Here is a 14,566-nt window from a genome sequence, read left to right on the forward strand (position 1 = left end):
CGCTGCGGAGCATCATTGGTGAATCCGCGCAGCCTGGTGAACCCATATTCGGACGCGGGGCGGTCCATCTGTTTCTGGTGGTGTCACGCGTGTGGCGCCAAAGGTGAGGCGGTCGAGGTCGACCGGGTCACCGCCCCACACATGGCGGAGGAGTGAAGGCGGATGAGCAGCGCACTGGAGCAGCCGCGGGAGGCCATCGCCACGGCGTGCAGGATTCTTGGTATGGAGGGGTTAGTCGATGAAATCCTCGGGCACGTCAGCCTGCGTATTCCTGGCACGGAGGAGATGTGGATCCGTTGCCGCGGCCCGCACGAAGCGGGCGTGGCGTACACACGGGCGGACGCAATCCAGCGCGTGACGTTCGACGGGGCGGGGGCGGAAGAAGGCTATTGCGTGCCGAATGAACTGCCGATTCATGCGGAGATCTATCGCGCGCGGCAGGAGGTGGGCTGCGTCATTCATGCGCACCCGCCTGCCGCTCTGGTGTGCGGCATCACGGAGTTGGATTGGAAGCCCATCTTCGGTGCTTATAACATCCCCGCCATGCGGATGGCTGTCGAAGGCATTCCCGTGTTTCCCCACGCCTACCTCATTTCACGTACGGAACTGGCGCTTCCGCTCGTCCAGACGATGGGGGATTGCCATATCTGCTTGATGAAGGGGCATGGCATCACGGTGACGGGGCGCACGCTGGAGGAAACCGTGGTACGCGCGTTGAACTTCCATGCGCTGGCCAAGGTCACGCTACAAGCCGCACAGACCGGCCGGACGGTGGCTTCCATCTCGGAAGAGGACCTGCGGGAGCTGCCGGACCTCGGGCGCACGTTCAACGAGGAGTGGGTGTGGCGGTTCTACGTACGCAAACTGGCGCATTGGGAAGGGGCGCCGCTGCAGGAAAACTAAGTTGCTGGCCGGGCAGGGCGGGAGCAGGTGGCGCTGGCGGCGATGGGCGGATGCGCGTCTATGCGGTAGAATGAAGGCTAGTCACCATCGTGTCTCCAATTGTTTTTGTGGGTCCAATTGATACCCTTCCCGGACCGCATAGGCCGCGAGCTGGGCGCGGTTCTCCAGGCCCAGCTTCTTCAGCAGCCGCTGGATGTAATTGCCGACCGTGCTGACGCTGATGCCGAGCGCCTGGGCCAGCTGTTTGTTCGTGGCACCCGTGGTCAACCAGCGCAAGATGTCCGTTTCCCGCGGCGTGAACTCGCCTTTCTCACCGTACTCCCGCAACAGACGCCGCACCACCAGCACCGTCACTTGACTCGGGACCACGTACTCACTCCGGTGTGCTTTTTGTATCCCTTCCACCACCTCTGACGGGGGCGCGTTTTTCAGGATGTACCCGGCAGCCCCGGCCGAGATGGCCTTGACAAGCGTGTCCTCCCTCAAATCTGTGGCCATCAGGACCACGCGGACGGAAGGCTGGCTGCGCAAAAGTTCCCGGGTGGCCCGAAAGCCATCCATGTCCGGCAGGTTCATGTCCATCAAGACCACGTCCGGTTTAGCGGTTTGCGCCGCGGCTATCGCTTCCTCCCCGTTGGCGGCCTGGCCTGCCAACACAAGGCCCGGGGTGGACTGTAGGATGCAGGCCAGGCCGGCCCGCAGCAGTTCCAGTTCATCGGCAATCAGGACGCGAATCACAGCTGTTTCCTCCATGGCAGTCTCCCCTTCCCATACCACCTTGAGGATACGGGGGTCTCTGCTGGTGCCGAAAGGCCGGGTTGGACCGTTTTCCGACGAGTCCAAAGGAGTCCCCCGGGGAACGGGGAGGGTGCGTTTGGACTAGTCAAGTCAGCAGGGCTTATGGAACGGGGGCTTGCAAGCAGGCTTTGTGTGCGGCAGGCGCTGCTCAGGTGCCAAACAGGGCCAAGACCTCCGTCACCGAACCGCGATTCGCGCCGTCACAACTGATCATCCGCTGGACATCAAAGCGTTCGATCTTGGCCGCCGCGTACGCCTGATTCGTGAAATCGGTCTCGTGGTTCGATATCAGAACGGGAATCCCTCTGTTGCCGAGCGCCGCGGCCAATTGCGCCAAATCCGCCTGGTCCTGCGGGCCGAAGCCACCTGCGGCATAATCGGTGAAACGAGCCGTCTTGGAAAGCGGGACGTAGGGGGGATCACAGTAGATGACATCGCCCGGTTGGGCCTGCTCCATGACGGCGCGAAAGTCGGCCAAGCAAAACCTGGCCCTTTGCGCCTTGTGGGCAAAATAGCGCATTTCTGGTTCGGGGAAATACGGCCGCTTGTAACGCCCAAACGGAACGTTGAACTTTCCATTGGAGTTGTACCGGCACAACCCGTTGTAACCGTGTCGGTTCAAGTAGATAAACAGCGCAGACTTTCGCCACAGGTCGTCGGTTTCGTTGAATTCGGTGCGCAACTCGTAGTACCTATCGGGCGCGTTGTTCTCGGGGGTGAACAATGGTTTGCAGTAGGAGATGAAGGAATCGCCATCCTGTTGGAGGATTTCATATACCCGTATCAGGTCCTGGTTGATGTCCGACAGGATGTACTCGTCGAAGTCGGTGTTAAGAAAGACGGCCCCAGATCCCACAAACGGCTCAATGAGGCGTTTGCCGTCAGGCAGGTGCTCCCGTATGCGTTGTACAATTCGATATTTTCCCCCTGCCCACTTCAAGAACGGCCTCATGGTGTGTCTCCTTTTCATCTCCTCTGCGGGATAGCGTGCAAAGTGATGTCAAGCGGTTCGGTGAGGCGGGCCATCCGTAGGCACCACCGACCAGTCTATCACGCGGCATGCGGAAAGTTCCATCGGTTTGAGGGGGAGAATGTCGCGCGATACAACCGGCACAGACGCGGATACGCCCGCAGCCCCCCGACCGGATGGTACACCCATCGTTCGACCGGGGAGCCACTTACCCTTTCCCCTTGGGCGCCTCGCGTTGGCCGCCGCCCGCGCGGTGGCGTCCGTGCCAGGCCAGCCCTGCGGCCGGGCCGGAACCAAGCGCCGCCCGGCGGAGGACGGCAGCCTCGCTCGGATTCTCTCTATGCCCCGAAGCCTAACGCGCGGGGGTGTCATATCGCGTCACGGAACGTCCGTTCGATACCGTTTTTTCATCGCCTCAATCTCTCTCCGCATGTCTGCCCGCAGGGCCGCCGGCTCCAAGACCTCCACGTCTGCCCCGTATTGCAGCAAGAAGCGCTGAAACTCACGGTTCCAGTGGGTGCGCACCCAGACTTCGTAGCGCCCGTCTGGCCACTCGGTTGTCGACAGGAGCCGCTCACCGCTGATTTCTTCCTTCGCGTAACGTGCCGCCTCCGCGGTGAAGAGGAGGTGGATGTCCGACTCGGGGCCGGACTGGTCTATGCCCCAGGCAGAGCGGAGGAATTGGGAGAGGGAGAACTCCCGTTGGCGCGTGAACGGCTGGGGCAAACACTCCGCACTTTCGATGCGCACCACCTTGAAGGTGCGAAAGGCGCGGCGCAGGTGGCAATAGCCCACGATATAGAGCGAGTTTTTCTCGGGGACAAGGGCGTACGGATCTACCAGGCGGACTTCGGAGGCGGGAGAGGTGATCTTGCGGTAGACCATGCGCAGGGTATGGCTGCGCCGAATGGCCTGCAGGATCTCGAGAATCACGCCGTCCTGGACAGACTGTGCCGTCTCGTTCATACCGGCCGCCAGCGACGGGGAGGCGCCGTCGGCGACCAGCGCCGCCTGTTGGGCAGGCGGGAACGAGTGGTTCAGCAGTTTTTCCATCGCCCGTTGGTAGGCGGAGAGCAGCGGGTGTACGCGGCCGTGGGCCAGCGCGCCGGCGAGCAGCGAGGGCATGATTTCCAGAACCATCTTCTCGGCGTCGTTCAGCGGCGCGGGCATGCGCCGCAGGTCCTGCATAATGAAGTAGCCGCCCCCCGGTTCCGACTCCACCCGGATGCCGACGTCCTCCAGGGTGCGGATGTCGCGGCGGACGGTGCGCACGGAGGTGTGGAAGTAATCGGCCAGCCGCGCGGCGGTGTACTCTTTCGGGTGTTGCCAAATCAGGTGGACGAGGTCAAACAACCGCCCGGCCAGGCGGACGCTTTGTGAATCGGGCATCGCGTTCACCCAATCATCCAAGAATCTGCCAATTCCATACAAGATGATAGGTTTGCCCCAGCCAACCGTCAATAGCCGGGCGGCCAAGCCAGGGAGTCGGGCGCGCCGGCACACGGATTGGGTGGCCGTCGCTCTGCGGCCTCCTTTGACCGCAGTTCACATGCTCTCCTGCCACGGCCAGGCACCGAGGCGCCACGTCTCCGGGGCGGGCGTGACGGATGCCGGGAGGCGATGCGGGCAAAAGTGGCCCATCAGTTCTTCGGGCCGCACGTCCTCCAACCGGTCGATGAGTCCCGCCCAGTATGCCAGTTGGCCGACGACACGCTCGGGCGGCACGCCCGCCTCGCGCAGGGCGGCGAGGTGTAGCGACTTCTCCCGCTTGGACAGGCGCCGACCGGCGGCGTCGGTCACCAGCGGGGCGTGCGCGAACCTGGGCACTGGCCAGCCCAACGCCTCGTACAACCACACCTGCCGTGGCGTCGAATCGAGCAGATCGGCGCCGCGCAGCACATCCGTAATGCGCATGGCCGCGTCGTCCACCACCACGGCCAACTGGTACGCGAAGAAGCCGTCCGCCCGTCGCACAATAAAGTCGCCGCCGGCGCCCGCCTGAAAGCGCTGCTTGCCGAGGATGACGTCGTGGAATTCGACCGCATCATCCGGGACATGAAAGCGCAGCGCCGGCCGCTTCTGCTGTGCTTTGGCGATCCGCTCGGCTGCGCTCAGATGCCGGCACGTGCCCGGGTATGCGGGTCCCTCGGCGGCCAGGCCATGCGGGGCGCTGGCTGCGCGGGCCAAGTCGGCGCGGCTGCAAAAGCACGGGTACAGCCACCCGCCCGCCTCAAGCTGGGCCAACGCTTCTTCATAATGTTGGCTTCGATCCCGTTGTCGGTACGGGCCGTAGGGCCCGCCCACGTCAGGCCCTTCATCCCAATCCAGTCCCAGCCAGCGCAAGTCGATGAGCAAATCGGCCACGTATTCCTCGCGGCATCGGGGGCGGTCTATGTCTTCGATGCGCAGGACAAACTCTCCACCTGCCTGGCGCACCTGCAGCCACGCCAGCAGCGCCACGAGCGCGTTGCCGATGTGAAGCCGGCCCGAGGGGGTCGGCGCAAACCGGCCGCGCACCAAAGAACGCGTCTCCCGTCCGTTGGTTCCCTCGTTCATTCCCATCCTCACCTGCCTTTTATGATACCATCGGCGTCCGTGCGCGCTGCGTCCGGATGGCGGGCCACCTTCTTATTGACGAACATTGGGCAATATGAATACGCTTATTCTGTACAAGACGATGCAAACAGAGGTAGATCATGGTTCGCCGGGAGGAGGAGCGTCCAGTGCGCAAGATTCGTTGGGGCATTCTTGGCACCGCCAAGATTGCCGAAGGGGCGTTGATTCCAGCCCTGCACCAGGCGGAGGGGGCGGAGTTGACAGCGGTGGCCAGCCGCCGCCCCGAGACGGCGATGGCTTACGCCGAGCGCAACCGGATTGAGAGAGCGTACGGATCGTACGAAGAGCTGTTGGCCGATACGGACATCGACGCGGTGTACATCCCGTTGCCGAACCACCTGCACGCGGAGTGGACGGTGCGTGCGGCCGAGGCGGGCAAGCACGTGTTGTGTGAGAAGCCGGCCGCCCTCAACCGGGCGCAGGCGGAGCGCATGGTGCAGGTCTGCCGGGACAACGGCGTGGTCTTCATGGAAGCGTTTATGTACGGCTTCCATCCGCAATGGGCCCGGGTGCGCGAGCTGGTGGAACAGGGGGCGCTGGGCAAGCTGCGCCTCATCAACGCCAGTTTTTCGTTCTGGCTGCGCAATGAGCAGGACATCCGCTGGTACCCAGAGGGAGGCGGAGCGCTGTACGACGTCGGCTGTTACTGCGTCCATGTCATCCGGTCGTTCGCCGGCGACGCGTTGCCCGAGGTGGTGCGGGCGGTCGGGGATCTGGACAAGCGCGGCGTGGACCGGGCGGTAACGGCAGCCCTGGCCTTCCCCGGCGGCGTGTTGGCGCACTTCGACGCCTCGTTTGCGGCGGCGGACAGGCAGCGTGTGGAGCTGGCGGGGGAGGCAGGGAGCCTCGTGGTCACCTGGCCGTTCCGGCCGGACAAAGGCGATCCGTCCATCATCTGGCGCAACCAGGACGGTGAGCGGGTGGAACGGGTGCCGAAAGTGGACATGTACCGGCTTGAGGTGGAACACTTCAGCGCCTGCATCCGTGGCGAGGAGACGCTGCGCCAAACCCCCGAGCAAACGTTGCGCAACATGGCGATTCTCGACGCCATTTACCAGGCTGTGGGCCGCGACACGACCGCCCACGGGCGGTGATTGGCCGGGGACATGGGCTTGAGGAGGGAGGCAGGGCGGCCGACATTTTGCATGCTGAAGGCATCCACCCATCCGCGGTCCGCGGAGGGCCATGGATGGCCACCCAAGGAGGGACGTATCTATGCGCCAGTATGCCCACCAGGGCTGCACCATTTCTCTCCTGGGCGGGGACATCACGAAGCAGCCGGTGGACGCCATCGTCAACGCCGCCAATCGCACGCTGCTCGGCGGAGGGGGGGTGGACGGCGCCATCCACCGCGCCGCCGGGCCCGAATTGCTGATTGCCTGCCGGCGCGTGCGTGAGCAGGTGCTGCACGGGGCTTTGGCCGCCACCGCACAGCCCGTGTTGACGTACGGGTATCGATTGCCCGCCAAGTATGTCGTCCACACCACCGGGCCTGTGTACGCCACGGATGACGATCCGGACCGAACCCTGGCCCTGACCTATTGGAACGCCCTGCGCCTGGCCATCGCGGTCGGGCAGCCGCCCATCGCCTCCATCGCGTTTCCCTCCATCAGCACCGGGGCGTTCGGATTCCCCATCCGCCGTGCGGCTCCGCTGGCGCTGCGAGCGATGCTTGCCTTTCTGAACGGAGAGGACTTGGCGTCCCAGGCGCCTCTCCCCTTGGTCGATCCGGCCGTCCCGGGTGTCCGCCTGTCCACCCCTCCGCCACCGCCCGGATCCATTCGCGAGATTCGGGTCGTGCTGTTCTCAGACGCGGACCTGCAGGTATACGAGCAGGCGCTGGATGACATCGCGGGCCCGTTGTCGGAGCAGGAGCCGGGAAAGGCAGGCGGCTGACGGGATAGACGGCCACCAGGGCGAAACACCTGGAAAAGTGAGGAGCCAGCCTCGCGGGGGCTGGCTTTTTCACGGGTCATCATGTAAATTCAACTGTATATACAGTTAGTTTGGGCAGGCGCTTGCCCGCTTGATGCGGGCGGATCGACAAACGAAGACGAGGTGATTGCCGATGCTGGCTTCTGTTGAGGCCGGGTTGGTGGAGGAGATAGAGGCCCTGAAGCGCGAGAAGAACGCGCTCATCCTGGCGCACAACTACCAGCGCCCCGAGGTGCAGGACGTCGCCGACGTGCTCGGGGACTCCCTGGCCTTGGCGCGCGCCGCGGCGAACACGGATGCGGACGTCATCGTATTCTGCGGGGTGCATTTCATGGCCGAGACCGCGGCCGTGCTCAATCCGGACAAGACCGTGCTCTTGCCCGACCTGCAGGCAGGGTGTTCGCTGGCGGACAGCATCACCCCTGATGAGCTGCGGCAATGGAAGGCCCAATACCCGGATGCGGTGGTCGTCGCCTACGTGAACACCACGGCCGAGGTCAAGGCCCTCGCCGACTACTGTTGCACGTCGTCCAATGCCGTGCAGGTGGTGGAATCTATTCCGCGTGACCAGGAGATTTTGTTTTTGCCCGACATGTTTCTCGGGTCTTACGTGCAGAAGGTGACCGGGCGCGACAACATGCACATTTGGATGGGAGAGTGTCACGTGCACGCCGGCATCCGGCCGACCCAGGTGCGCACCGTCCTGCAGAATCATCCGCGCGCAGAGCTGCTGGTGCACCCTGAGTGCGGGTGCTCGACGTCGAACATGTACCTGGCCGCGGAGGGCACGCTGCCGCGCGACCGGACGCACATTCTCTCCACCGGCGGCATGCTCAAGCACAGTTTGGCGTCGGACGCGGAGGAGTTCATCGTCGCCACAGAGACCGGCATCCTGCACCAGATGCAAAAACAAAGCCCGGGCAAGCGGTTCCTCCCCGCCAACCCGGACGCGGTCTGCCCGTTTATGAAGATGATCACCCTGGAAAAGGTGCGCGACGCCCTGCGCCACACGCGCCACGTCATCTCGGTGCCGGAAGGCATCGCCCGCCAGGCGCGTGTGGCGATTGAGCGGATGGTTGCGATAGGGTAGGGCGGGAGTGTTTGCACGCCCCAGTCGCTGCGGCTGGGGCGTTTGTGATGCTGTCAGCATTGCGCCTTGTAAGCTGCAAGCTGCGTCGACGCCGGGCCGTGCCGCCGGGAATTACACGCGCCCTTGTGCTTCGACTGGAAGCGGGCGTGGCGTCTCTTCTTGAGGTTGGAACAAACGCTCCGATTTCGCAATCACAACGGATGCGAGCGAGTTTCCGACCACGTTGACCGCGGTGCGGGCCATATCGACAATGAAGTCGACGCCGACGAGCAGCGAGATGCCCTCCAGGGGCAGTCCGATGGCCTTGGCGGTGGCAATCAACACGACGATGGCGGCTCCCGGCACACCGGCCAGGCCCTTGGTGAGGATCATGAGCAGTCCAATGGTCTCAAACTGTTGTCCCAATGACAAGTGCAAGTGGTATACATGGGATAAAAACAACACGGCAATGGCCTCATAGACGGTGGCGCCGTCCAGGTTGAACGAGTACCCGACCGGCAGCACGAAGGAGACGATGGAATTGTGGGCGCCGAACTGTTCCAGGCGTTTAGTCAGGGGCGCTAAAACGACCTCGGAGCTGCGGGTGACGAAGGCGAGCGCGATGAGGTCCCAGATGTATCGGATCAACGTCCAGTACCGGACACCGAACAGGCGAGCGGTGACAGGGAGAATCACCAACATGACCACAAGCATCCCCACGTAGGCGATGAGCACGAACTCGGCCATGGAACGCAGGCTTCCCCATCCATATTCTGCGACATCGTAGGCGATGAAGCCGAATACGCCAATCGGGGTGAATCGGACCACGTATTCAATGACTTTGAACATGGCGGTCGACAGGGCCGACAATACATCGTAAAGGGGCTGCACCGTTTCCCCCGCGGCGGCCATGGCGAGGCCGAGGAAAAGCGAGAAGAATACTATCGGCAACAGATCGCCATTGACGAAGGATGCGAAGACGTTGTCGGGAATAATGTTGAGAAGAAATTGCTGAAAATCGATCCCCTGGGCGAAGCCGTGCAGGGCAGCCGTTGACGTGTGTGGCAGCGGGAAATCCGCTCCGACAGGGATCACATTTCCGATTATCACGGCCACCAGCAGGATCACGGTGGTCACCACTTCGAAGTACAGGATGGCCTTTCCCGCAATGCGGCCCAAGCGGCGCAGGGAGCGCATTTGCGCAACACCGAGGACGATAAGCGGGAAGATCAGGGGAATGATGGCCATTTCAATCAAACGAGTAAACGCGTCCCCGACATCCTGCATGTAGATGCCGAGCGTTTTGCTGCACAAGCCCACAATCAGGCCGGCAGCGAGCCCAATGACGATTTGGACGGGGAATGAAAGTCGCTTCATCGCAATCACCTCTGGTCGATTTTATCCGAGTAAGTTTATAAGTCAACCATATAAACCTTCGAATTATGGCTTTTCCTGGGGATCCAGGTCATGTATCATGGGTAAGGTCAAGGCCATGCCCAGGACTGGCGGCGCAGATTGAAGGACCGGCAGCGTCCCACAAGACGAGGATTGGCGGTTGATGGCCCACGTTTGCCGCTTGCGGCGCCGCGATGAAGGAGTGAGACTCAATGCGGTACAGTTACCTTTCCCATCTGGAGTGTCCCAAGTGCCGTGCGACGTATCAGGCGGATGTGCCTCAACAGGTGTGTGCGTGCGGATCGCCGCTATTGGCGAGATACGACCTCGAGGCCATGCGCCGCGAATGGTCAAAGGATGACTTGGCGGGCCGCCCGAATACGCTGTGGCGTTACCACGAGCTGCTGCCGGTGCAGGAGGAACAGAACGTGGTGTCGCTCGGGGAAGGGATGACCCCGCTTGTGCCGCTCGCGCGCATCGGGGAGTCGATAGGCGTCCCGCGGCTGTACATGAAGGATGAGGGGCTGGTCCCGACCGGATCGTTCAAGGCGCGGGGGGCGGCCGTCGGCGTCTCGCGGGCCAAAGAGCTGGGCATCCAAGTGGTGGCAATGCCCACCAACGGCAATGCGGGCGCGGCGTGGGCCACCTATGCGGCCCGGGCAGGCATCCGAGCCGTCATTGTCATGCCGGAGGATGCGCCCGCGATTACCCGCAACGAGTGCGCCATCGCCGGGGCTGATTTGTATCTTGTCGACGGGTTGATCAGCGACGCCGGGGCCATCGTCCGGCGGGCGGTTGCCGAGCACGGTTGGTTTGACGCTTCCACGCTGAAAGAGCCGTATCGTCTAGAGGGGAAAAAGACGATGGGGCTTGAGATTTTGGAGCAATTCGGCTGGGAGGTGCCGGACGTCATCCTCTATCCGACTGGCGGCGGGGTTGGCATCATCGGCATCTACAAGGCGCTGCGGGAGTTGCAGGCCCTTGGCTGGATTGGCGAGAAGGTGCCGCGCTTGGTCTGTGTGCAAGCCAGCGGTTGCGCGCCGTTGGTGCGGGCGTGGGAGCAGGGCAAAACAGAGAGTGAATTTTGGGAGAATGCGTCCACTGTGGCCTTTGGCATCACAGTGCCAAAGGCTTTGGGCGATTTTCTCGTCCTGGAAGCTGTGTATCAGACGGAAGGGTGCGCCATCGCGATTGACGACGAGGAGACGTTGCGGGCACAGGCGGACCTGGCGCGACAGGAAGGTGCGTTTATCTGTCCCGAGGGAGCCGCCACGCTCGCGGCTGCGCGCAAACTGCGCGAATCGGGCTGGATCCGCGACGGGGAGTCGGTCGTTTTGTTGAACACGGGTGCGGGCATCAAATACCCGAACACGGTATCGGTGGACGTGCCCACGCTGCGGCCGGAGGATGATTTGTCTTGATGAAAAGGATGCCAACCTGAACCTGAAGTGGCTTGACGACGCGGATTCATCCGGTGGACCAGCGGCCCGCATGGCGTGGGCCGCTTTTTGCTGAGGTGTTGCGGCGTTTTGTGCCCTGTCTCTGTGGTCATCTCTTCGCCCATGTCCCGAACACAAAATTCATACTTGACATCTTGGAAAACTAATGATTAGAATTCGGGTAATCCAGCCAGATTGAGTGTTTCGAATGGTAGGACTGGCCGATGGGTCGCTCGTCCAGGGACTGACGTGGGTCCACCTGTGCCACGAACAGGAATTTTTAGGAGGAATCTCATTGTTCACAAAGGAGTCTGCATGGCGCATCAGTACCAAGCGTGTGGTTGTGATAGGGATTGGAGCGGTGTTATACGGACTGTTGTCTTACGCCACGAATTTCATTCCAGTAGCTGGAAACAGTTTGCGGCCGGCTATTGTCATCCTCACACTCCTGGCTGCGTGGTATGGACCCCTGGTCGGCTTCTTCGCGGGGGCCATTGGGTCGTTTCTCACCGACCTGCTGGCGGGCCAGATCTATCCGCACTGGGAAATTGGCAATGGCATCATCGGTCTGATCGCCGGACTCATTTACCTTTTCAGCGACTTCGACTTAGACCGCGGCCTGGTCAAAGGAAAGCATTACATCCTGATTGCCGTGCTCAACATTGCCGGGAATATTGTGGGCCTTGTCCTGCCGTCCTTGATTGACTGGGCGACCGGCACGCCGTTTCTGACCGCGGTGGTGTCGTGGGCGCTGATTCCTGCGCTCGTCAATTCGGCGTGGGTGGTCACCTTGGGCCTGGCCTTGCTTGCGGCGGTGTCAAGGCGGAGAAAGACCGGGGAGAATCTGCAAGTTGGCGCTTCGTGACCGTCAGCAACCCGTCATCTCACTTCACGGTGTCACGTTCACGTACGCTGGCCTGGCGGACCCGAGCTTACGGGACGTCAGCCTGGAGATTCGGGCGGGTCAACGCGTACTCATCGTCGGGCCGAGCGGATCGGGCAAGTCCACTTTGGCCCGATGCATCAACGGGTTGATTCCGCACAGCTTTCGCGGCCGCCTTTCGGGGACAATTCGCGTTGCAGGAAAGGACACATCGCGGGCCCGCATCAGTGAGATCGCCGATTGCGTGGGCACCGTCCTGCAGGATCCGGAGAGCCAGTTTGTCGGCCTGACCGTCGCCGAGGATGTTGCGTTTGCCTTGGAGAACCAAGCGATGCCGTTGCACGAGATGAAAAAGCGCGTGCAGGAGGCGCTGGATGTCGTGCGAATGCGGCCTCATCGAGAGCAGAGCCCGCACGATTTGTCCGGCGGGCAGAAACAGAAAACGGCCTTGGCGGGCGTGCTGGCGATGCTGCCGGACATCCTCCTGTTTGACGAACCGCTTGCGAATCTCGATCCGGAGAGTGGCCGGCAGATGATGCTGCTCATCGACGAATTGCACAAACGGTTGGGCAAGACTGTGGTAATCATCGAACACCGTTTGGAGGATGTCCTGGCGATGGATATGGACAGGATCATCCTCATCGACGACGGACGCATCCAGGCGGACTTGAGCGTCGCGGAGATGCTGGTTTCGGGACGGCTGGAAAAAGCGGGAATTCGCCTCCCCCTGTACCTGGAGGCGCTTCAGCGCATGGGGGCCACATATGACGCGGAGTCTGTGCCTGTCACCGTCAACCAGGTGCCTCGGGACGGCACGGTCCAGCGCGCCGTTCAGTGGGCCACGCACCCCCGGAAAGAGGAAGACCTGAATCGGGGGGCCCCCGTCCCTTCGCCAAAGCCGCCGGTGGTAGAGGTTCGCGACCTGGGCTTCGCGTACCCGGGTGGTCATGCTGCACTGGACAACGTTTCGTTTTCCGTCTATCCGGGTGAACGCGTGTCTCTGCTGGGGCACAACGGGGCGGGAAAGTCGACTCTGTGCCACTTGCTTTTGGGGATTTTGAAACCGCGGCACGGAAGCGTCCGTATCCACGGCGAGAAGACGGATGGTTGGTCGGTGACCGAGCACGGGCGGGCGATTGGGTACGTGATGCAAAACCCGCATCACATGCTGTCCCAGGACAAGGTGTTTGACGAGGTGGCGTTTGGCCCGCGCAATTGGGGGCTGGCGGAGGCCGAGGTCGTGCAGCGGGTGGAGGAGGCACTTCGCATCTGCGACCTGGCGGGCTATCGACATTGGCCCATCCACGCGTTGAGTTTCGGCCAAAAGAAACGGCTTACAATCGCCGCCGCGCTGGCGCTGCGACCCAGCATGTTGATATTGGACGAGCCAACGGCCGGCCAGGACTATCGGCACGCGCGAGAGATCATGAACTTCATCTCCAGGCTTGCCAAGGCAGGCATCGCCATGCTGGTGGTGACCCACGACATGCAGTTGGCTTTGGAATACACGGACCGGGCTTTGGTACTTGCCCACGGGCGCCTGCGGGGGGACGGGCCCGTCTCCAAGGTCTTCAGCGATCAATCCTTGCTCATGGAGGCGGGACTGCAGGTGACAAGCCTGTATCGGCTCGCCGAGCGATTGGGCATGGCTGACGAGGCGGAGAGCCTCATTCGGCGATTTATCGAACGGGAGGAGGCATCAGGTGAAACCGCTTAGTCTCCAGTACCACCCTGGGCAATCATTCCTGCACCGATTGGATGGACGTACGAAAATCGTCCTCTTAGGCACCTGGACCGCCTCGATCTTTCTTTTCATCGACATGCGGGTGTTGGCCGTTTTTCTGCTGGTGGGCATAGGGCTGATATCCTTGTCAGGCATCCCGTTTTCGCAGATCCGGACGATGGTTTTCACGCTGTTTGGGTTTGTTTTGCTGACGGCCGTGCTTACGAACGTGTTGACTCCTGGATACGCTGGGCGTTACTTTCCCGTCCAGCACGTGCTGCTTTCCGTTGGGCCCGTGCGGGTGACCCGAGAGACGCTCGTGTACAGCCTGATGCTCATGATCAAGTACGCGGCCATCTTTCCCATGGCCATCCTGTTTGTATTGACCACACATCCTGGGCGTCTTGCCAGCAGTCTGCATCGACTCGGGCTCCCGTATAAAATTGCTTATGCCCTCAACATAGCCCTTCGCTACCTGCCCACCGTGCAGCGCGAATTCCAACATATTGCGTATGGACAACAGGTTCGCGGCCTTGACCTGACCGGAAATCGCCTGGGGATATGGAAGAAAGCCAAGGGAATGGCGGCCATCGTCGTCCCGCTCGTGTTCTCCAGCCTGGATAGGGTTCAAACCGTGACGGACGCTATGGAGCTGCGGGGGTTTGGGCGGAGCAAGACGCGCACCTGGTACAGCGCCACCCAGTTCAGCAGGCTGGATTATGTGGTTTGTCTGGCCTCCTTGGCGGTTTTGGGAGTATCCATTTACTTGAAGTGGACGGTATTTTCCTCGTTCTGGGCTCCGTAAGGCGAAGGGACCCTATCAAGGGTGGTCCAT

At 62.0% G+C, this 14,566-nt stretch carries 13 protein-coding genes; 8 read left to right on the forward strand and 5 right to left on the reverse strand.

Annotated features, from left to right (window positions below):
- Positions 1–162: 162 nt before the first annotated feature.
- Positions 163–903 carry a 3,4-dihydroxyphthalate decarboxylase gene (phtC, locus tag AK2_RS08595; protein WP_067933389.1) on the forward strand — a complete coding sequence of 247 codons (741 nt, stop codon included), beginning with the start codon at positions 163–165 and terminating at the stop codon, positions 901–903.
- A gap of 81 nt (positions 904–984) precedes the next feature.
- Here the strand turns inward: phtC and AK2_RS08600 are convergent, their stop codons facing one another.
- From AK2_RS08600 to gluQRS, 4 genes are all read right to left on the reverse strand, one after another.
- A complete protein-coding gene (locus AK2_RS08600; protein WP_067933391.1) occupies positions 985–1,656 on the reverse strand; it encodes a response regulator in 672 nt (223 codons plus the stop codon).
- A 193-nt stretch (positions 1,657–1,849) separates the two neighbouring features.
- Positions 1,850–2,653 carry a Dam family site-specific DNA-(adenine-N6)-methyltransferase gene (locus tag AK2_RS08605; RefSeq protein WP_083521005.1) on the reverse strand — a complete coding sequence of 268 codons (804 nt, stop codon included), beginning with the start codon at positions 2,651–2,653 and terminating at the stop codon, positions 1,850–1,852.
- Positions 2,654–3,049: 396 nt separating this feature from the next.
- A complete protein-coding gene (locus AK2_RS08610) occupies positions 3,050–4,060 on the reverse strand; it encodes a helix-turn-helix transcriptional regulator (RefSeq protein WP_157076281.1) in 1,011 nt (336 codons plus the stop codon).
- A 156-nt stretch (positions 4,061–4,216) separates the two neighbouring features.
- A complete protein-coding gene (gene gluQRS, locus AK2_RS08615) occupies positions 4,217–5,227 on the reverse strand; it encodes a tRNA glutamyl-Q(34) synthetase GluQRS (RefSeq protein WP_067933400.1) in 1,011 nt (336 codons plus the stop codon).
- 167 nt (positions 5,228–5,394) lie between these two features.
- On the opposite strand from gluQRS, the gene AK2_RS08620 reads away from it, so the two are divergent.
- The 3 genes from AK2_RS08620 (at position 5,395) to nadA (ending at position 8,312) form a co-directional block, all read left to right on the forward strand.
- Positions 5,395–6,381, forward strand: a complete 987-nt coding sequence (locus tag AK2_RS08620; RefSeq protein ID WP_067933402.1) for a Gfo/Idh/MocA family protein — start codon at positions 5,395–5,397, stop codon at positions 6,379–6,381.
- A 121-nt stretch (positions 6,382–6,502) separates the two neighbouring features.
- Complete coding sequence (locus tag AK2_RS08625) at positions 6,503–7,183, forward strand: macro domain-containing protein (RefSeq protein WP_067933404.1); 681 nt, start codon at positions 6,503–6,505, stop codon at positions 7,181–7,183.
- Positions 7,184–7,355: 172 nt separating this feature from the next.
- Positions 7,356–8,312, forward strand: coding sequence for a quinolinate synthase NadA (nadA, locus tag AK2_RS08630; protein ID WP_067933408.1), 957 nt, complete (start codon positions 7,356–7,358; stop codon positions 8,310–8,312).
- Positions 8,313–8,423: 111 nt separating this feature from the next.
- Here the strand turns inward: nadA and AK2_RS08635 are convergent, their stop codons facing one another.
- Positions 8,424–9,668 carry a dicarboxylate/amino acid:cation symporter gene (locus tag AK2_RS08635; RefSeq protein WP_157076282.1) on the reverse strand — a complete coding sequence of 415 codons (1,245 nt, stop codon included), beginning with the start codon at positions 9,666–9,668 and terminating at the stop codon, positions 8,424–8,426.
- A gap of 230 nt (positions 9,669–9,898) precedes the next feature.
- Between AK2_RS08635 and AK2_RS08640 the strand changes: the two genes are divergently transcribed.
- The 4 genes from AK2_RS08640 (at position 9,899) to AK2_RS08655 (ending at position 14,536) form a co-directional block, all read left to right on the forward strand.
- The gene (locus tag AK2_RS08640; RefSeq protein ID WP_067933410.1) at positions 9,899–11,107 is read left to right on the forward strand and encodes a threonine synthase; all 1,209 of its coding nucleotides are present in this window, start codon (positions 9,899–9,901) and stop codon (positions 11,105–11,107) included.
- Between the two features lie 313 nt (positions 11,108–11,420).
- Entirely contained in the window at positions 11,421–11,990 is a 570-nt protein-coding gene (locus AK2_RS08645; protein ID WP_067933412.1) for an ECF-type riboflavin transporter substrate-binding protein, read from the forward strand.
- Entirely contained in the window at positions 11,977–13,725 is a 1,749-nt protein-coding gene (locus tag AK2_RS08650) for an ABC transporter ATP-binding protein (protein WP_067933414.1), read from the forward strand. Before AK2_RS08645 ends, AK2_RS08650 begins: the two co-directional genes overlap by 14 nt.
- The gene (locus tag AK2_RS08655) at positions 13,712–14,536 is read left to right on the forward strand and encodes an energy-coupling factor transporter transmembrane component T family protein (protein WP_067933418.1); all 825 of its coding nucleotides are present in this window, start codon (positions 13,712–13,714) and stop codon (positions 14,534–14,536) included. The genes AK2_RS08650 and AK2_RS08655 overlap by 14 nt, the downstream gene beginning before the upstream one ends.
- The last annotated feature ends 30 nt before the right edge of the window (positions 14,537–14,566 follow it).

Source organism: Alicyclobacillus kakegawensis NBRC 103104, from assembly GCF_001552655.1.
Taxonomy (GTDB): domain Bacteria; phylum Bacillota; class Bacilli; order Alicyclobacillales; family Alicyclobacillaceae; genus Alicyclobacillus_G; species Alicyclobacillus_G kakegawensis.